General features: G+C 70.9%; 12 protein-coding genes. 5 read left to right on the top strand and 7 right to left on the bottom strand.

Translation table 11 applies throughout. The features are described 5' to 3' along the window. Positions 1-10: 10 nt before the first annotated feature. The gene (locus DEJ30_RS03805) at positions 11-3,736 is read left to right on the top strand and encodes an AAA family ATPase (protein ID WP_110859108.1); all 3,726 of its coding nucleotides are present in this window, start codon (positions 11-13) and stop codon (positions 3,734-3,736) included. A gap of 98 nt (positions 3,737-3,834) precedes the next feature. Here the strand turns inward: DEJ30_RS03805 and DEJ30_RS18040 are convergent, their stop codons facing one another. Further along, positions 3,835-3,993 carry a hypothetical protein gene (locus DEJ30_RS18040; RefSeq protein WP_171907827.1) on the bottom strand — a complete coding sequence of 53 codons (159 nt, stop codon included), beginning with the start codon at positions 3,991-3,993 and terminating at the stop codon, positions 3,835-3,837. A gap of 83 nt (positions 3,994-4,076) precedes the next feature. Next, entirely contained in the window at positions 4,077-4,946 is an 870-nt protein-coding gene (gene ftsY, locus DEJ30_RS03800; RefSeq protein ID WP_110859107.1) for a signal recognition particle-docking protein FtsY, read from the bottom strand. A 217-nt stretch (positions 4,947-5,163) separates the two neighbouring features. On the opposite strand from ftsY, the gene DEJ30_RS03795 reads away from it, so the two are divergent. Beyond that, complete coding sequence (locus DEJ30_RS03795) at positions 5,164-6,189, top strand: TerC family protein (protein WP_110859106.1); 1,026 nt, start codon at positions 5,164-5,166, stop codon at positions 6,187-6,189. Positions 6,190-6,371: 182 nt separating this feature from the next. Here DEJ30_RS03795 and lipA read toward each other — a convergent pair whose 3' ends face one another. Continuing rightward, positions 6,372-7,355, bottom strand: coding sequence for a lipoyl synthase (gene lipA / locus DEJ30_RS03790; protein ID WP_110859105.1), 984 nt, complete (start codon positions 7,353-7,355; stop codon positions 6,372-6,374). After that, positions 7,352-8,083 carry a lipoyl(octanoyl) transferase LipB gene (gene lipB / locus DEJ30_RS03785; RefSeq protein WP_110859104.1) on the bottom strand — a complete coding sequence of 244 codons (732 nt, stop codon included), beginning with the start codon at positions 8,081-8,083 and terminating at the stop codon, positions 7,352-7,354. The genes lipA and lipB overlap by 4 nt, the downstream gene beginning before the upstream one ends. Before the next feature lie 166 nt (positions 8,084-8,249). On the opposite strand from lipB, the gene ffh reads away from it, so the two are divergent. Beyond that, on the top strand, positions 8,250-9,800 hold the full coding sequence (gene ffh, locus DEJ30_RS03780) for a signal recognition particle protein (protein ID WP_110859103.1): 1,551 nt from the start codon (positions 8,250-8,252) through the stop codon (positions 9,798-9,800). A gap of 74 nt (positions 9,801-9,874) precedes the next feature. On the opposite strand, the gene DEJ30_RS03775 is transcribed toward ffh, so the two are convergent. The 3 genes from DEJ30_RS03775 to DEJ30_RS03765 form a co-directional block, all read right to left on the bottom strand. Further along, positions 9,875-11,122 (bottom strand): 26S protease regulatory subunit, encoded by a 1,248-nt coding sequence (locus DEJ30_RS03775; protein WP_110859102.1) that lies wholly within the window; start codon positions 11,120-11,122, stop codon positions 9,875-9,877. Positions 11,123-11,250: 128 nt separating this feature from the next. After that, positions 11,251-12,354, bottom strand: coding sequence for a tetratricopeptide repeat protein (locus DEJ30_RS03770; protein WP_146238488.1), 1,104 nt, complete (start codon positions 12,352-12,354; stop codon positions 11,251-11,253). Between the two features lie 291 nt (positions 12,355-12,645). After that, positions 12,646-13,785, bottom strand: coding sequence for a glutamate--cysteine ligase (locus DEJ30_RS03765; protein WP_220032927.1), 1,140 nt, complete (start codon positions 13,783-13,785; stop codon positions 12,646-12,648). 119 nt (positions 13,786-13,904) lie between these two features. On the opposite strand from DEJ30_RS03765, the gene aroA reads away from it, so the two are divergent. Together aroA and DEJ30_RS03755 are read left to right on the top strand one after the other, a co-directional pair. Further along, on the top strand, positions 13,905-17,210 hold the full coding sequence (aroA, locus tag DEJ30_RS03760; protein WP_110859100.1) for a 3-phosphoshikimate 1-carboxyvinyltransferase: 3,306 nt from the start codon (positions 13,905-13,907) through the stop codon (positions 17,208-17,210). Further along, positions 17,207-18,385 (top strand): acyl-CoA dehydrogenase family protein, encoded by a 1,179-nt coding sequence (locus DEJ30_RS03755; RefSeq protein ID WP_110859099.1) that lies wholly within the window; start codon positions 17,207-17,209, stop codon positions 18,383-18,385. The genes aroA and DEJ30_RS03755 overlap by 4 nt, the downstream gene beginning before the upstream one ends. The last annotated feature ends 82 nt before the right edge of the window (positions 18,386-18,467 follow it).

The following is an 18,467-nucleotide window of genomic DNA, read 5'->3' as shown; positions in this document are numbered from 1 at the left end:
CGGAGACCGCATGTACTTGAAGAGCCTGACCATCAAGGGGTTCAAGTCCTTCGCGCAGCCGACGACGTTCGCGTTCGAGCCGGGCGTGACGTGCATCGTCGGCCCGAACGGCTCCGGCAAGTCGAACGTGGTGGACGCCCTGGCCTGGGTGATGGGGGAGCAGGGGGCGAAGACCCTGCGCGGCGGCAAGATGGAGGACGTCATCTTCGCTGGCACCTCGACCCGCGGTCCGCTCGGTCGCGCCCAGGTGCTGTTGACCATCGACAACACCGACGGCCTGCTGCCGATCGAGTACTCCGAGGTGACGATCGCTCGCACGCTGTTCCGCAACGGTGGCAGCGAGTACGCCATCAACGGCGAGAACTGCCGGCTGCTCGACGTGCAGGAACTGCTGAGCGACACCGGCCTCGGCCGTGAGATGCACGTGATCGTCGGGCAGGGGCAGCTCGACAAGGTGCTGCACGCCACCCCGGAGGACCGCCGCGGCTTCATCGAGGAGGCCGCGGGGATCCTGAAGCACCGTCGCCGCAAGGAGAAGACCCTCCGCAAGCTCGACGCGATGCAGACGAACCTGACCCGCCTGTCCGACCTGGCCGGTGAGATCCGACGGCAGCTGAAACCCCTCGGACGTCAGGCCGAGGTCGCACGCAAGGCCCAGTCGGTCGCCGCGGTCTTCCGCGACGCCAAGGCCCGCGTCCTCGCCGACGACGTGGTGCGCCTGCGCCGCGAGCTGCACGAGCACCAGGAGGTCGAGGCCGGCCGCAAGTCCGAGCGCATCGTCCTGACCGAGCGGCTCGACCAGACCCGGGTGCGCCAGCAGCACGTCGAGCAGAGCATGGTCGGCGACGACGTCGACCGCGCCCGCACCGTCGTGCACCGGCTCGAGAGCGTGCAGGAGCGCCTCCGCGGCCTGTCGAGCCTGGCGAACCAGCGCCTGATGTTCCTCGCGCAGCAGGCCGACGCTCCACAGCAGGGCCCGACCGTCACCCAGGAGCAGGTCGCCGGGGTCCGAGCCGAGGCCGACCGCCTCGCCGCTCGAGCCGACGAGATGCAGGGCGGCTCGGCGACGACCGCCCGCGCGGTGCAGGACGCCCGCGCCGCGCTGGACGCCCTGGACGAACGCATCGCCGCCCAGGCGGCCCGGGTCTCGCAGCACGACCTCGAGGCGCAGCGGCTCGCCAGCGCCGTCGACGTCGCCCGGTCGAAGCGCGGTTCCGCCGTCGCCGACCGCGAGCGGCGGGAGCGGGCACTGGCCGAGGCCGGGGAGCGTGCCGAGCGTGCCGCGGCGGCCCTCGCCGAACTCGGTGTCGACCCGTCCGAGGGGGTCGACGAGACCGCGCTCGCGCAGACACTTGAGCAGGCGCGCGCCGAGCTGGAACGGGCCCAGACCACGCGCGACGAGCAGCGCGACCGCCTCCACGCCCTCGAACGCGAGCGGGACGCCCTCGACGCCCGGGTCGCCGCGCTCGGCATGTCGATCGAGGTCCGCGACGGTTCGCAGGCCCTGATCGACGCCGGTCGCGCGGGCGTCGTCGGTCGCCTGGCCGACAGCCTGACGGTGTCGCCCGGGTTCGAGGCCGCGATCGCCACCGCCCTCGAGGGACTCGCCGACGCCGTCCTCGCCGATGACCGCGGTGCCGCGCTCGACGCCGTCGACCACGCCCGCGCTGCTGACCTCGGCCGGATCGACGTCGTCGTCGCGGACGCCGCGCCCGTCCCCGCGGCCCTGCCCGAGACCCTGCCGGCCGGCGTCCGCCGTGCCACCGACCTGGTGCAGGGACCGCCGGCGCTCGCGTCGATCCTGCGCGACACGCTGGTCGCGGAGGCCGACGACCTCGACCTGGCGGCGGTGCTCACGGCCGCCCCGCACGCCACCGTGGTCACGCGGTCCGGCGACCTCGTCCGTGCGGTCCGCGTGACCGGCGGCGGAGAGCGCGTGACCTCGCGCATCGAGCTCGTCGCGGAGCGCGACGACGCCGTGACGCGACGCGACGCGATCGCGACCGACGCCGAGGACGCGGCCACGGGCCTCCAGGCCGCGCGCAGCGCCGTCGAGGACGCACGCCGCCGTGCGGACGAGGCCGACGCAGCATCCCGCGCCTACACGCGGGCGAAGGCCGAGTACGACCGCACGAGCGCATCGACACGGGCGAAGGCGGAGAACGCCGCGGCCGAGGTCGAACGGCTGCGTGCCGCGCTGGCCGAGACCGACGGCGCCGTCGAGACCGCCGAGGCGGTGCTGGCCGAGGCCGAGTCGGCGCACCGTGCCTTCACCGAGCAGGAGCGTCCCGTGGTCGACGCCTCCGAGCGTCCCGCGCTGCAGGACGCGCTCGAGTCCGCACGTGCCGCCGAGGTCGAGCAGCGGATCCAGGTCGAGACCGTGCGCGAGCGGGTGCGCGCCGAACGGGACCGCGCCGACCAGCTCGACCGCCAGCTCGAGGCCGAGCGCGCCGCTGCCGAGGAAGCCGCGCGGCTCGCCGTCGTCCGACGCGGCCAGATCCGGACCGCCGAAGCCGTCCTCGCCGACCTGCCCGGGGTGCTCGGTGCGGTCGATCGTTCGCTGGCCGAAGCCCGCGTGCAGCTGGCGACGGAAGAAGCCGAGCGGTCGAAGCGCAACACCGAGCTGCAGACGATCCGCAACGAGGAGCGCGAGCTCCGGGACCGCCTGCAGACCATCACCGACGGCGTGCACTCGCTCGAGATGGAGATCTACGAGAAGAAGCTGCACGTGTCCGGCGTCCTCGACCGGGCGCAGAGCGAGCTCGGGCTGACCGAGGCCGTCCTGGTGGCCGAGTACGGGCCGCACGTGCCGGTGCCGGTCGACGTGCTCGTGGACCCTCGGGTGCGCGCGCGGAAGCACCGCGAGGCGGAGCGCGCGGCGGCAGCCGCCGCCGAAGCTGCGGGCGTGACCGAGCCGGAGGAAGCAGCGGCAGAAGCGGGTACCGACACCGACGACGAGGCCCTCGTCGACGCCGAGTCCACCCTGCCCGGCGGCCCCGCGCTGCCCGAGTTCGACACGACCGACGAAGTCGACCCCGCCGATGTCGAGACCGTGCCCTACGTCCGTGCCGAGCAGGAGCGCCGGCTCAAGGCCGCAGAGCGCGACCTCGGACAGCTCGGCAAGGTCAACCCGCTCGCGCTCGAGGAGTTCCAGGCGCTCGAGCAGCGTCACGCGTTCCTCGCCGAGCAGCTCGAGGACCTGCAGAAGACGCGGACGGACCTGCTGACGATCATCGACGAGCTCGACACGAAGATGCAGACGATCTTCGAGTCCGCGTTCAACGACACGAAGGAAGCGTTCGACGTCATCTTCCCGATCCTGTTCCCGGGCGGCTCGGGGTCCATCAACCTGACCGACCCGACCGACCTGCTCGGCACCGGGATCGACGTGCAGGTGAAACCCGCCGGCAAGAAGATCGACCGCCTGACCCTGCTGTCCGGCGGCGAGCGGTCCCTGGCGGCGGTGGCGCTCCTCGTCGCGATCTTCACCGCGCGGCCGTCGCCGTTCTACATCATGGACGAGGTCGAGGCGGCGCTCGACGACGCCAACCTGGGCCGCCTGCTGACCGTGTTCGAGCGTCTGCGCGAGTCGTCCCAGCTCATCGTCATCACGCACCAGAAGCGGACGATGGAGATTGCCGACGCCCTGTACGGGGTGTCGATGCGGCAGGACGGCGTCTCCGCCGTCGTCGGGCAGCGGGTGCAGAAGCGCGAGCCGGCGGACGCGGTCGCGTAGGCGTCCTGGTCGCGACCTGAGTACAGACGGGAGGCGCGGTGCCAGCTGGCACCGCGCCTCCCGTTGTGTCAGGTGCGTCCGGACAGGACGCCGGGTCGCTACGCGCGACCGCGGATCGTCCGGAGCAGCCAGCCGATGACCGCCAGCAGGATGAGCACGATGCCCACCCAGAGCAGGAACTTCAGCGCACCGACGAAGATGCCGCTGAAGAGCAGGACGAGGCCGACGATGATCGCGATGATCAGCAGTGCGGGCATGAGGGTCTCCTATCCCTGGAACGAGACCGAGCAGATGCCCGGACCGTCAGGGACGCTACTCCTCGGCGTGCCGACGCGTTCGCTCAGCCGACGAGGTTCTGCACGAACACGTGCGGCGTGAAGCCGGTGAGGTCGTTGATGCCCTCGCCCTGCCCGATGAGCTTGATCGGGATGCCGGTCTTCTCCTGCACGCTCAGCGCGAAGCCGGCCTTGGCCGAGCCGTCGAGCTTCGTGATGACGAGGCCGGTCACGCCGGCGCCCTCGATGAAGGCTTGGGCCTGTGCGAGGCCGTTCTGGCCCGTCGTCGCGTCGAGGACGAGCAGGACCTCGCTGATCTCGGTCTGCTTCTCGACCACGCGCTTGATCTTGGTGAGCTCGTCCATCAGCCCGGCCTTGGTGTGCAGGCGCCCGGCGGTGTCGATGACGACGATCTCGGTCTGGTCGCGGATCGCCTTCTCGACGGTCTGGTACGCCACCGACGCCGGGTCCTGCCCGGGCTGCGACGGACGGACGACGTCGACCCCGGCACGCTGGGCCCAGGTGGCGACCTGCTCGACCGCCGCGGCGCGGAACGTGTCCGCCGCGCCGACGAGCACCGTGCGGTCGTAGGTCTTCAGGAACTTGGCGAACTTGCCGATCGTCGTGGTCTTGCCGACGCCGTTCACCCCGACGACGAGCACGACGGCGGGCCGCGCGCTGAGCTTCAGGGTGGTGTCGAGCTTCGAGAGCCGTTCCTCGAGGACCTCGCGGAGCATGCGCTGCAGGTCGGCGGGGTCGGTCGTGCCGTACCGGTCGACGCGGGCGTGCAGGTCCTCGATGATCTCCTCGGAGATGTCGGGCCCGAAGTCGGCCCCGATGAGGGCGGTCTCGAGGTCCTCCCACGTGGTCTCGTCGATCGTCTTGCGCTGGAAGAGGCCGCGCAGCCGTGAGGACAGTGACCAGGAACTCGCCATGCTCCCAGCTTAGAGCGCGGCGCATGTCCGCTGTGCCCGGTATGCTCGGGAACACGAAGGGGAGTATTCCCTCTCGGTGACCCCGTCAGTACGGTCCGGAACGATCCGGCCCCGGGGCGCCGGTCGTGCGACACCGGTTCCGGTGCGGTGCGACGGAAGAGACCTTCAGGCCTCGGCGTACCCGCACATCAGCGGCGCGCCCTACCTGAAGGAAACCGTGGACGTCCCACTCTTCGTCTGGCTCATCACCATCGCCGGCATCCTCGCGCTGCTGGTGTTCGACTTCTACTCGCACGTGCGCACCCCGCACGTGCCCCACATCCGCGAATCCGCGTTCTGGTCGGCCTTCTACATCGGGCTGGCGATCCTGTTCGGCATCGGGATCCTGGTCTTCGGCGGCGGACAGGCCGGTGGTGAGTACTTCGCCGGCTGGCTGACCGAGAAGGCGTTGTCGGTCGACAACCTCTTCGTCTTCCTCATCATCATGTCGAGCTTCGCCGTGCCGAAGGAGTTCCAGCAGAAGGTCCTGCTGGTCGGCGTCGCGATCGCGCTCGTCGCCCGCGGTGTCTTCATCGCCCTCGGCGTCACCATCATCGAGAACTTCTCGTGGGTCTTCTACCTGTTCGGTGCGCTGCTGTTCTGGCTCGCCTGGTCGCAGGCCCGCAGCGGCAACGACCACGGCAGCGAGGGCGAATCCCGGCTCATCCGGATCCTCAAGCGCATCATCCCGACCTCGGACCACTACGACGGCGACCGCCTGACCACCCGTGTCGACGGCAAGCGCCTGTTCACCCCGATGCTGCTCGTCATGGTCGCCATCGGCCTGACCGACGTGCTCTTCGCGCTCGACTCGATCCCCGCGATCTTCGGGCTGACGCAGGACGCCTTCATCGTGTTCACGGCGAACGCGTTCTCGCTGCTCGGCCTCCGGCAGCTGTACTTCCTGATCGCCGGTCTGCTCGAGCGCCTCATCTACCTGGGTCAGGGCCTGGCCGTCATCCTGGCGTTCATCGGTGTGAAGCTCGTCTTCCACGCCATGCACGTCAACGAGCTGCCCTTCATCAACGGTGGCGAGCACATCGAGTGGGCGCCGGAGATCCCGATCTGGTTCTCGCTGGGCTTCATCGCGCTGACGATCGCGGTCGCCACGACCGCGTCGCTGGTGGTCTCGAAGCGCCGCCAGGAGCGCGGGCTCACCCCGACCGGTCAGCCGAAGGAGTCGGTCGAGGCCGACGCGAAGTAGCCGTCACCACCTGACGGACCGGAGGCGCGGTGCCAGCTGGCACCGCGCCTCCCGTCTGTCTCCGTGTCGGCCGGACGCACGGGGTTTCGGCCTGAGCGACAGTTCACGTGCTCCGCAGCCCGTGAACTGTCGCCCAGCGCGAAACGCCGGCCGCGCCGCGCGCGCCGCGCGCGCGGCGCGGGTCAGACGGCCTGGCGACCAGGGGTCGCGTCGAGCAGGTGGGCCAGGTGCTCGGGCACCGAGCCGCCGCGAGCCACCGTCGCCCGCGCCCACAGTCGGCCCGCCCGGTAGGACGACCGGACCAGCGGTCCGGCGAGGACCCCGGCGAAGCCCATCTGCTCGGCGACCTCGCGGAGCTCGACGAACTCCGCAGGGCTGACCCAGCGCGCGACCGGCAGGTGCCGCGGCGACGGGCGGAGGTACTGCGTCAGCGTGATGATGTCCGTGCCCGCGTCGAACAGGCGCTGCAGGGCGTCCTCGATCTCGATGCGTTCCTCGCCCATGCCGAGGATCAGGTTCGACTTCGTCACGAGCCCGGCGTCGCGGCCCTGGGTGATGACGTCGAGGGACCGTTCGAACGTGAAGGCCGGGCGGATGCGCTTGAAGATCCGCGGAACGGTCTCGACGTTGTGCGCGAAGACCTCGGGGCGGGCGTCGAACACCTGGCCGAGCTGGTCGGGCCGACCGTTGAAGTCCGGCACCAGGATCTCGACGCCGGTGCCGGGGGAGTGCTCGTGGATCGCTCGGATGGTCTCGGCGTAGAGCCACGATCCGCCGTCGGGCAGGTCGTCGCGCGCGACGCCGGTCACGGTCGCGTACTTCAGGCCCATCTCCGCGACGGAGTCCGCGACCCGGCGGGGCTCGTCGCGGTCGAGCGGCTCCGGCTTGCCGGTGTCGATCTGGCAGAAGTCGCAGCGTCGGGTGCACTGCGAGCCGCCGATCAGGAAGGTGGCTTCGCGGTCCTCCCAGCACTCGAAGATGTTCGGGCAGCCGGCCTCCTGACAGACGGTGTGCAGCTGCTTGTCACGCACCAGTCCGGACAGCTCGCGGAACTCCGGGCCCTGCGTGGCACGGGTCTTGATCCACGCGGGCTTCGTCTCGATCGGGGTCTCGGCGTTCCGGGCCTCGACCCGGAGCATGCGGCGGCCTTCGGGGGCGAGGGTCATACGAGGGTCTCCTGTCGGGCGGTCGCGGTGCTGGTGCTCGTGCTGGTGCTGGGGGCCATCGTGCTGATCCGGCGGCCGCTGTGCATGCCGTCGACGGCCTGCTGGACGCCGTGCGCGACCACGGGTGCGAGGACGTCGACGGTCACGGGAGCGAGCCCCGCGTGCGCCGCCGCGGCGCTCAGCGTCGTGACCCCGGCGTCCGCGATGCCGCACGGGACGATCGCGGCGTAGGCGTCGAGGGCGTTGTCGCAGTTGATCGCGATGCCGTGGCTCGTCACGCCCTCGGCGACGTGCAGCCCGATGGCCCCGACCTTGGCGGCGGGCGAGCCGTTCGTGCCCGGCACCCAGGCGCCGCTGCGACCCTCGACCCGTTCGGCGTGCACCCCGACGGCGGCCGCGGCGTCGATGACCACCTGCTCCAGGTCGCGCACCCACGCGACGACGTCGAGTGGTTCGGCGAGCCGGACGATCGGGTAGGCGACCAGCTGCCCCGGGCCGTGCCAGGTGATGCGTCCGCCGCGGTCGGTGTCGACGACCGGGGCGCCGTTCGTCGGCAGGTCGGAGCGTTCGGTGCGGCGGCCGGCGGTGTACACGGACGGGTGCTCGCACAGCACGAGGGCCCCGGGGGAACGGCCGGCGACGACGTCGGCGTGCAGGTCCCGCTGCAGGGCGAGGCCGTCCGCGTAGTCGAGCAGGCCGTGGTGGCGGACGATCGCGAGTCCCGGCATGCGGCGAGCGTACGACAGTTTCTGGACTGGGTCCAACAACGTTGTGCTCGACCTCCACAACGGTTGCGACGGTGGGGCTCGGCGCACCGGTCTGACTGACCGAGGGCGTCCTCCTGCGGTGAACGGACCGGTGGTGGCGGCGGGAGCCTTGTAGAATCGACGGATCATGGCGCAATTCGGTTCACTCTCCGATCGGCTGACCGAGACCTTCCGCAATCTGCGGAGCAAGGGTCGGCTGACTCCGTCCGACGTCGACGGCACCGTCCGCGAGATCCGGCGGGCGCTCCTCGACGCCGACGTCGCGCTCGAGGTCGTCAAGGCGTTCACCGCATCGGTGCGCGAGCGTGCCCTCTCCGACGAGGTCAACAAGGCGCTCAACCCGGCGCAGCAGGTCGTCCAGATCGTCAACGAGGAACTCGTCGGCATCCTGGGCGGGCAGCAGCGGCGGCTCGAGTTCGCGAAGAAGCCGCCGACGGTCATCATGCTCGCGGGTCTGCAGGGTGCCGGTAAGACGACCCTGGCAGGCAAGCTCGGCAAGTGGCTCAAGAAGGACGGCCACACCCCGATGCTCGTCGCGGCGGACCTCCAGCGTCCGAACGCCGTGCAGCAGCTGCAGGTCGTCGGCGAGCAGGCCGGCGTGCACGTCTTCGCGCCCGAGCCCGGCAACGGTGTCGGCGACCCGGTCAAGGTCGCCAAGAACGCCATCAAGGCCGCGATCGACCAGCAGTACGACACCGTCATCGTCGACACCGCCGGTCGACTCGGTGTCGACGCCGAGCTGATGAAGCAGGCCGCGAACATCCGCAAGGCCGTCGACCCGGACGAGGTCCTGTTCGTCATCGACGCGATGATCGGTCAGGACGCCGTCAACACGGCCCGTGCGTTCCAGGAAGGCGTCGACTTCACCGGTGTCGTGCTCTCGAAGCTCGACGGTGACGCCCGTGGTGGTGCTGCCCTGTCGGTGGCCAGCGTGACCGGCCGTCCGATCATGTTCGCGTCGACCGGTGAGTCGCTCGACGACTTCGAGCCGTTCCACCCGGACCGCATGGCGAGCCGCATCCTCGACCTCGGCGACATCCTGTCCCTCATCGAGCAGGCGCAGGGTGCCTTCGACGAGGAAGAGGCACGCAAGGTCGCCGACAAGATCGCGACCGACAACTTCACGCTGAACGACTTCCTGCAGCAGATGCAGCAGCTCCGCAAGGCCGGCTCCATCAAGGGCATGCTCGGCATGCTCCCGGGAGCCAAGGGCATGCGCGAGGCGCTCGACAACTTCGACGAGCGCGAGATCGTCCGCACCGAGGCGATCATCCAGTCGATGACGCCCCAGGAGCGCGAGCTCCCGAAGCTCCTGAACGGTTCGCGTCGTCTGCGCATCGCGCGCGGTGCCGGATCGACGGTCACCGAGGTCAACGCCCTGGTCAACCGCTTCGAGCAGGCCGCCAAGATGATGAAGACCGTCGCCCGCGGTGGCGTGCCGCAGATGCCGGGCATGGGTCCGATCCCGGGCATGCACGGCGGCAAGAAGCAGCAGCAGGGCGGCAAGAAGAAGTCGAAGGTGGGCAACCCAGCGAAGCGCGCGGCCTTGGCTGCCGGCGCGGCGGCTGCGCCGCAGCAGGCCCCGCAGGGGTCCGGCCTCGGCCTCGGGGGTGCCAAGGGCGGCAAGGCACCGACCGAGGAAGAGCTCGCGTCGCTGCAGAAGTTCCTGGGTCGCTGACGCGGCTCGCGATCGCGACCACCTGACGGACGGGAGGCCCGGTGCCAGCTGGCACCGGGCCTCCCGTCCGTCACTCAGCGCTTGGACTTCTTGAGGTACGCCCGCAGGTCGGCGTACGTCCCGTCGTCCTCGCCGAACAGGACGACGCTCCGAGCCGTCTCGAGCCAGGCGCTCGTGGAGGGCCGGACCTCACTCAGGGCGGCGAGCAGATCCGGCATCCCGATGAGCCGTGCAGTGCCCGTCGTGATGCTGTCCATGAGCGCGTGCTCGGCGGCGACCTCGCACACGTAGGCGATGTCCGCACCGGAGAATCCCTCGGTCCGCTTCGCGAGCGCTGTGGGGTCGATGCCCTCGACCGGTCGGTCGCGGAGGTGCCCGCGGAAGATCGCTTCACGTGCCGGGGTGTCCGGCGGCAGGACGAGCACCGTCCGGTCCAGCCGACCCGGACGACGGAGCGCGGGGTCGACGTCCCACGGCTGGTTCGTCGCAGCCAGCACGAACACGCCCTCGTTCCCGCCGTCGACGCCGTCGAGTTCGGTGAGCAGCTGGTTCACCATCCCGCGCACGTGCGAGCTGCGGGTCTGGCTCCGTCGCTGGCCGAGCGCGTCGACCTCGTCGAAGAACACCACGCACGGTGCCGCAGCGCGTGCGGCCTCGAAGACCGCCCTGATGTTCTGCTCGCTCGCGCCGAGGTAGGGGTCGAGGACGTCGGTGATGGAGACGCTCATGAAGCGTGCGCCGAGCTCGCCGGCGACGGCACGGGCGATGAACGTCTTCCCGCACCCCGGAGGGCCGTACAGCAGCAGACCGCCACGGAGGCTCTTGCCGTACAACGCTCGGAGCTCGGGGTTCGCGAGTGGGGCGAGGAACGCGACGGTGAGCCGCTGCTTCACGGCCTCCATCCCGCCCACGTCCCCGAACCGGACCTCCGACGGCTCGACCGAGAACGCCGACGGCAGGTCCGGGTCGGGAGTCGAGTCCTCGACGAAGGACGGTTCGACGATGTGCTCGACCTGCTGTTCCGCCGCGTGCCAGTCGAAGTCGGACGGCACACCAGCGGTGGGAGCGTCGGTCGGTGCGTCCGCGGGGAGTGCCGTGCCGGCGCGCGGGCGCAGCACCGCGAGCATGAGGGCGCCCGCCGCATCGTCGGTCGGTGCGATGGCGAGTGCGGCCGCCGCTTCGGCGGTCGCCTCGGCCGGACGTCCGGCTTCGAGGAGCAGACGACCGAGGTGGACACGCAGTGCGACGTCGTGGGGCGCGCTGTCGACGGCGCGTCGGAGCGCGTCGATCACCGGGTCGTCGTGAACCGGGTCATCGTTCATCGGGAGTCCTCTCGGAGCGGTCGGTTCGGTGGTGTCGCGCGACGCGGCGGTGGTGCGGTTCGGTCGTGGAGGTGAGCGCGTCGCGCGGACTACCGGCCGGGCGCAGTTCGGTCGCGACGGCGAGCCCGTCACCCGTCGTCATCGTCGTCCTCGTGCACCGGTGGGCGGGTCCTCGGGAAGGCGCGCAGGATGCGCTTGATCAGCACGGAGGCGATGACGACCCCGACGAGCACGAGACCCTGTGCGACGAGGGCGACGACCGGCGGGAGGAACAGCCCGGTCACGGAGATCGCGGTCGCGACACCGAGCACCAGCGCCACGAGTCCCCAACCCGGTACCGCTCGTCGAGCGACCGAGAGGAGGAAGGCGAGGCGAGGCCGTGCCTCGGAGGTGAACCGGAGGGCGATGAAGGCGATCACGGCGAGGGCGATCACCGGCGGGAAGGTGGTCGCCCAGCGCTCCATCGCCGGATCCCCGCTGTCGATCGTCGCCAGGAACTCGAAGCCGGTGAACACTGCGGCGCCGCCGAGGGCCACCCCGATCCGGCCGAGTGGGTTGACGACGCCGACCATGAGGTTCCGCAGTGCTGTGGCGTCCGTCGGGTTCGTCGACAGGATGCCCGCGAAGACCAGCGCGGACTCGCTCTCGTGGCCACGCCGGAGCCGTGACACCGCCAGGTTGTGCCGTGCCCCTCGGTCCTCCGGAGCGAGCGCGAGCCCCCGGCGGTACGCGTCCTGCGCTTCCCGTTGCCGGCCGACGGCGAGCAGGAGGTCGCCGTGCTGGCGGTGCACGAACGGTTCGGTGGGAGCCAAGCGGACGGCCTCGAAGCTCGCCCGCATCGCCTCCAGGCGGTTCTGCTCGCCGAGCCAGAGGGCATCGACTCGCGCAGCGTGCGCCTGCCACGAGCCCGGGTCGGCGACGACCGAACGGCGGGCGGCCTCGACGGCTCCGATCCGGTCCCCAGAGCGGAGCAGGGCGGTCGACAGCACACGGAGGGAGGTGCTGTCACCCGGCGCGAGAGCGACCGCTCGTCGAGCAGCGTCGCACGCCGCGTCCGGCTGGTCGAGCGCGAGCAGCGCCAGGGCACGCACGCGCTGTCCGGCGATCGATTCGCCTTCGTCGTGTTCCGCCGCCGTGACCTCGGCGAGTGCCTGTTCCGGCCGGCCGGCGTCGACGAGCGCGCCGGCACGGATCACCGTCGCCGGTCCGCGCTGTGCTGCCTCCCCCGCCACAGGGGAACTGTAGCGTTCGCCGTGGACTGCCGGTGCCCCCAGGACGGGAGGCCCGGTGCCAGCTGGCACCGGGCCTCCCGTCCGTCGTCCGGTCACGTCGCGACGTTCCTTCCCATCGCACGCGCGATGGGAAGTGGAATCGGGCGTACCTGGTCGAAAGAAACGACGAGGTACGCCCGATTCGACCCGGTACGCCCGATTCGGCCGGGTACGCCCGATTCGGCCGGGTATGCCCGATTCGGCAGGGTATGCCCGATTCGGCCGGGTACGCCCGATCCGGGCCGGTCGCGGCTAGAGCGCGTCGCGGAACTCGGCGACCAGGTGGCGGACCACGGCGCGCAGGTCGCCGCCGTTCTCCTGCGCGACCTGCAGCTGCCGCTGGTACGAGGCGCCGCGCTCGATCATCGTGTCGAGGTGGTGCAGTTCGTCGAGGCAGCCGAGCCGTTCGGCGATCGGGTCGAGCCGCTGCACCAGGTCGTGCACCTCGTCGGTCACGAGCCGCTCGTCGCCGGCGACGTTCGTGATGATCTCGGCCTCCATGCCGTAGCGGGCCGCGCGCCACTTGTTCTCGCGGATGAACCACGGCTGCATGGTGGGCAGGGTCTCACCGGCGTCGAGCCGGTCCGAGCAGGCGGTGACCAGGCACTGCACGAGCGCGGTGACGGCGCCGACCTCGTGCAGGGTCGAGATGCCGTCGGACACCCGGTTCTCGAGCGTGCCCCAGCCCGGTGACGGTCGGATGTCCCAGCGCAGGTCCTTCACGCCGTCGATGACGCCGGTGTGCGTGAGGTCGCCGACGACCTCTTCGAAGTTCGCCCAGGCGCCGAGCTGCGGCGGGAGTCCGCCGGTCGGGAGCTGCTGGAACATGAGGGCGCGGTTCGAGGCGTACCCGGTGTCGGTGCCACCCCAGAACGGGCTCGACGCGGTGAACGCCTGCAGGTGCGGGACGTAGGCGAGCATCGCGTTCATGATCGGGACCGCCTTGTCGCGGTCGTCGATGCCGACGTGCACGTGCACGCCCCAGATGAGCATCTGGCGTCCCCACCAGCGGGTGCGGTCGATCAGGGTCGTGTAGTGCTCGCTGTCCGGGGTGATCTCCTGCTGGTCCCACACCGCGAACGGGTGCGTTCCCGAGCACATCACCTGGGCGTCGAGCGGTTCGGCGGCGTCGATGACCTCGCCGATGATGCCGGACAGCTCGCTCGTCGCAGCCCCCACGCGGTCGTGGACGCTCGAGACGACCTCGACCGTGTTGGTCAGCAGCTCCTCGGTGACGCGGTCGTGGTCACCGAGCCGCTCGTGCACGGCGGCGATGACGGCGGGGGCACGGGGCGCGAGGTCGCCGGTCGCCCGGTCGACCAGGGGGAGTTCCCACTCGACGCCGATGGTCGACCGGCGGGACTCGGTGAAGCGGATGTCCATGCCGTCCATCCTGCCCGGGTCCTTGTCGGACACGCACAACGAAGCGGTGTCCCGATCGTGCGGATCGTCCTGCAACTAGTTCCACTCCGGGCGTACCGTTGAAATGTTCCTACAGGGAAGAGGTACGCATGCAGTTGGTGGTGCGCGGGACGAACGCCCCGCTCGTCGGAGAACTCGACATCCCGGTCTCGAAGTACCACGCGCACCGCGCGCTGGTGCTCGCGTCGCTCGCGAAGGGGACGAGTGTCGTCTCCGGGGTCAGCGCGACGCGACAGGTCGAGTGGACCGTGGGCACGCTCCGCGCGCTCGGCGTCGACGTCAAGCGTCGTGGGAACGCGTACCACGTGACCGGACTGGGCGGCCGGTACCAGGCGACCGACATCGTGGACCACGGGTCACGGGGTGCCGACGGACTGCTCAACATGGGGTCCTCGGGCACCACGCTCTACTTCATGACCGGGCTCGCCTCGCTGGCCGACCGCCCGATGACCCTGTCCGGCATGAAGTACTTCCAGCGCCGCCCGATCAAGGCGCTGCTCACCTCGCTGACGCAGATGGGGGTGGAACTCGAGGCGACGAACGACTGCCCGCCCGTCACCGTGCAGCCGAGGCGTCCGCGTGGCGGCGACGTGACGATCGCCGGCACCCTGTCGCAGTGGGTGTCCGGGCTGCTGCTGGTGGCACCGTTCGCCGAGCACGAGACCCGGATCCACATCACCGGCGGGCGGCTCAACGAGCAGCCCTACGTCGAGCTCACCGTGCGGATGATGCGGCAGTTCGGCCTGACGGTGGAGGTCTCCGACGACTGGCTCGAGTACCGGATCCCGGCGGGTCAGCAGGCCACCCCGCACGACTACGTGATCCCGCCCGACATCGGCTCCGCAGCGTTCGGCATCGCGGCGGCCGGCACCCGCCAGTCGAACGTGCTGCTGCGCGGCATGACGGCCACGACGACGGCCGAGACGGACCACCCGGAGAGCGAGTTCCTGGACCTCGCGACCGCGATGGGTGTCCCGATGCGGATCGACGAGGAGACCGGCTTCGTCCGGATCGAGCACGACGGGTCCCCGCTCCGGCCGCTCGACGTCGACTGCCGTCCGATCCCGGACCTGCTGCCCGTGCTGTCGACGATGGCCACCTTCGCCGAGGGGACCAGCCGACTGTGGAACGTGGCCCACATCCGGCTGAAGGAATCCGACCGGGTCGCGGCGATGCTCCAGCTGAACCGGATGGGCGGCCGCGCCGAGCAGGGCGCGGACGAGCTGCGGGTCACCGGCGTCGGCGCGGCCGGGTTGCACGGTGCGCCGATGTCCTCGTTCAACGACCACCGCGTGCTGATGTCCCTCGCGGTCGCGGCGTCGGGTGCCGACGGGGTGTCCGGCCTGACCTACCCGCGTGCCTACCGGATCTCCTACCCGACGTTCCTCGAGGCGATGAACTCCGTCGGGCTCGACATGTCCGTCGGCGACCGGCTCGCAGCCCAGGTGGCGCGGGACGACCGGATCGACGCCGCAGAGGCCGACGGGGTCCGCACGCACCTGGGCACGCCTCCGGTCGGCACGGCCACCGCGGACGTCGAGACGTCGACGGTGCCGGAGCCCGCCGACCGACTGGGCGGCCAGCCGGTCGGCCAGCCGGTTGCCCAGAGCACCGCGCAGCCTGCCGCCGCCCAGCCCACCGCGCCGCGGCCCACCGCCCCGCAGCCCGCCGTCGCCGTGCCCGAGCTCGCCGGCGTCGACGCCGACCCGCTCGTCCTGAGCGAGCGGGTCCGCGCGCTGTCGCAGACCGACCCCGACGGCCTGGCCGTGATCGAGGTCGGCGGTGCGACCCCCGCGAACACCACGTGGAAGGAGCTGCAGGACGAGGCCGACCGGGTCTCCGCCCTGTTGCTCGAACTCGGCGTGCGCACCGGTGAATCCGTCGCCATGCAGTTGCCGAACTGGCGTGAGTTCGTTTCGATCACCCTCGGTGCGATCCAGATCGGTGCCGTCGCGACCCCGATCCTGCCGGTGTTCGGTCCCCGCGAGACCACGATGACGCTGGCTCGTTCGAAGGCCCGCGTGGTGTTCCTGCCGAACGTGTTCCGGAAGCGCCGTCCCGCGCTCGAACTCCTCGACGTGATCGACGAGGCCGCCGCGCAGGACCGCCGCCTGGCGCTCGAGCACGTCATCGTGCTCCGCGCCGAGGCCCGCGGGGAGGGGGACACCCCGACGAACCAGCCGCCGCTGCCCGCCGACGCCCTGGAGCGGGTCGTGGCGAGCGACTGGCACTGGCGCTACTTCGAGAACGCCCTCGCTGCCGTGCACGTCGACGTCGACGAGATCGCGTCGCACGCTCCCGGGCCGGACGACGTCTGCCAGCTGCTCTTCACCTCCGGCACCACGGGGGAGCCGAAGGGCGTGCAGCACCCGCACCGCACGCTCGGGCTCGCGACCGCCATGCACGTGGCGCAGTCCGGTCTGACCAGCGCCGACCGCATCTACATCCCGTCCCCGCTCGCCCACCAGACCGGGTTCCTGTACGGCATGCTGCTGGCGTTCCGGCTCGGTGCGCCGCAGGTCATCCAGCCGGTGTGGGACGGCCGGGTCGCACTCGAGCAGGCGTTCGGCGTCGCCCGGGCGTCCTTCGTGCAGTGCGCGACGCCGTTCCTGACCGACCTCGTCGACCTGGTCGAGGCCGGTGCTCCGCAGCCCGAGTCGCTCCGGATCTTCGTGCCGACGGGCGCCGCGGTGCCCCGTGCACTGGCCCAGCGAGCGAGCACGGTGCTCGGCAGTGCGATCCTCGGCGCCTTCGGCACGAGCGAGACGTGTCTCGGGGCCCTGTCCAGCCCGAGCGACGATCCCGCCGACGCGTACGGCCACGACGGCCGGGCGCTGCCGGGCATCGCGATCCGCATCGTCGACGACGCGGGGATCGAGCTGCCCGCCGGTACCGAGGGCAACTTCGAGCTGCACTCGCCGACGATGTTCGCGGGCTACCTCGACCGCCCGGACCTGACCGACGACGTGTTCACCGCGGACGGCTGGTACCGCACCGGCGACCTGGCGAAGGTCGACGAGAAGGGCTTCCTGTCGATCACCGGACGCGTGAAGGACGTCATCAACCGCGGCGGCGAGAAGATCCCCGTCGTCGAGATCGAGAACCTGCTGTACCAGCACCCGCTGGTCACGGACGTCGCGATCGTGGCGATGCCGGACGAGCGGCTCGGTGAGCGTGCCTGCGCCTGGGTCGTGAACGCCCGCGCGGACGAGCCGCTCGACTTCGCCGGGATGCAGCAGTACCTCGACACGGCCGGCGTGAGCAAGTACTACTGGCCGGAACGACTCGAGTACACCACCGAGCTGCCGCGCAACGCGGTCGGCAAGGTCCAGAAGAACACCCTGCGCGAGCAGGCGGCCGCGCTCGTCGCGACGAAGGAGAACGAGACACGATGACGACCGTCGAGCAGACGAGCACGGGCTTCGACGAAGCCGCCTTCCAGCAGCTCAAGGCCGAGGTCACCGAGTGGGTCCGCGGCCCCGGCGAGGAGTGGGCGGACGAGATCGAGCGCACCGGCCGGGTCGCCCCGGAGCTGTTCCAGGAGCTCAAGGAGAACGGGTGGCTCAGCCTCGCCGCCCCGACGGAGCTCGGCGGACGGGCGATCCCCTTCTCGCGGTACCTCGAGATCATGGAGGTCATCTCCCGCTCGCACGCTTCCATCCGCATGCTCGTGCACGTCATCAACGGCACCTGGCGCGCGATGGCCCCCTACGCGACGCCGGAGCAGATCGAGCAGGTCGTCAAGCCTTCCGTCGCCGGTGACACGCTCGTCGCGTTCACCCTGACCGAGGCCACCGCGGGCACCGGAGCGGACATCCGCACGACGGTCCGACGCGAGGGCGACACCTACGTGATGAACGGCGAGAAGCACCTCATCACCTTCGGGGTCAAGGCCGACCACTGGCTCATCGCCGCTCGGCTGGAGGGCACCACCGGCCAGGACGGCACGGTCGCGTTCCTGATGCCGAACAGCGGGCTGCCGGGTGCCGAGGTGATCGACGACTCCGACACCATGGGCATCCGTGGCACCGACCACGCGATCCTGCGGTTCACCGAGACCCCGATCCCCGCCAGTGCCCGCCTGGGCGACGAAGGCCAGGGCCTCGAGGTCGCGCTCGGCGGCTTCCTGCTGCCGAGCCGGGTGTCCGTCGCGATGAGCGCCGTCGGGCTCGCCGAGCGGGCGAACGAGCTCGCCGTCGAGTACGCGAACAAGCGCGAGACGTTCGGCAAGCGGCTCTCCAGCCGCCAGGCGATCCAGTTCTACCTGGCCGAGAACTACGCCGACATCGCCGCGGCACGCGCCCTGGTGCTCGAGGCCGCGCGCGCGTACGAGGAGGACCGTCCCGACGCCGGCACCCTCTCCAGCGCGTCGAAGATGATCGCCGTCGACATGCTCGCCCGCGTCACCGACAAGGCCCTGCAGGTGCACGGCGGTCAGGGCTACTGGAAGCGCAACGCCATCGAGCGCGTCTACCGCGACGCACGCGCGCAGCGCTTCGAAGAGGGCACCAACGAGATCCAGAAACTGATCGTCGGCCGCGCCGTCGTCACCGGCCAGGCCGGGTTCTAGACCGCAACCCAGTACCGGACGGGAGGCGCGGTGCGGGCCCGCCCCGCGCCTCCCGTCCGTCACCCACCACCGTCAGCAAAGG

Source organism: Curtobacterium sp. MCPF17_003 (genome assembly GCF_003224385.1).
Lineage (GTDB): Bacteria > Actinomycetota > Actinomycetes > Actinomycetales > Microbacteriaceae > Curtobacterium > Curtobacterium flaccumfaciens.
The sequence above is the reverse complement of the archived record's forward strand: the minus strand, read 5'-3'. Positions and strand labels throughout refer to the sequence as shown.

Excerpts from the sequence above, each read along its gene's own strand:
- DEJ30_RS03805 (WP_110859108.1), top strand. The coding sequence starts at position 11 with ATGTACTTGAAGAGCCTGACCATCAAGGGGTTCAAGTCCTTCGCGCAG.
- DEJ30_RS18040 (WP_171907827.1), bottom strand. The coding sequence starts at position 3,993 with ATGCCCGCACTGCTGATCATCGCGATCATCGTCGGCCTCGTCCTGCTC.
- ftsY (WP_110859107.1), bottom strand. The coding sequence starts at position 4,946 with ATGGCGAGTTCCTGGTCACTGTCCTCACGGCTGCGCGGCCTCTTCCAG.
- lipA (WP_110859105.1), bottom strand. The coding sequence starts at position 7,355 with ATGACCCTCGCCCCCGAAGGCCGCCGCATGCTCCGGGTCGAGGCCCGG.
- lipB (WP_110859104.1), bottom strand. The coding sequence starts at position 8,083 with ATGCCGGGACTCGCGATCGTCCGCCACCACGGCCTGCTCGACTACGCG.
- ffh (WP_110859103.1), top strand. The coding sequence starts at position 8,250 with ATGGCGCAATTCGGTTCACTCTCCGATCGGCTGACCGAGACCTTCCGC.
- DEJ30_RS03775 (WP_110859102.1), bottom strand. The coding sequence starts at position 11,122 with ATGAACGATGACCCGGTTCACGACGACCCGGTGATCGACGCGCTCCGA.
- DEJ30_RS03765 (WP_220032927.1), bottom strand. The coding sequence starts at position 13,785 with ATGGACGGCATGGACATCCGCTTCACCGAGTCCCGCCGGTCGACCATC.
- aroA (WP_110859100.1), top strand. The coding sequence starts at position 13,905 with ATGCAGTTGGTGGTGCGCGGGACGAACGCCCCGCTCGTCGGAGAACTC.
- DEJ30_RS03755 (WP_110859099.1), top strand. The coding sequence starts at position 17,207 with ATGACGACCGTCGAGCAGACGAGCACGGGCTTCGACGAAGCCGCCTTC.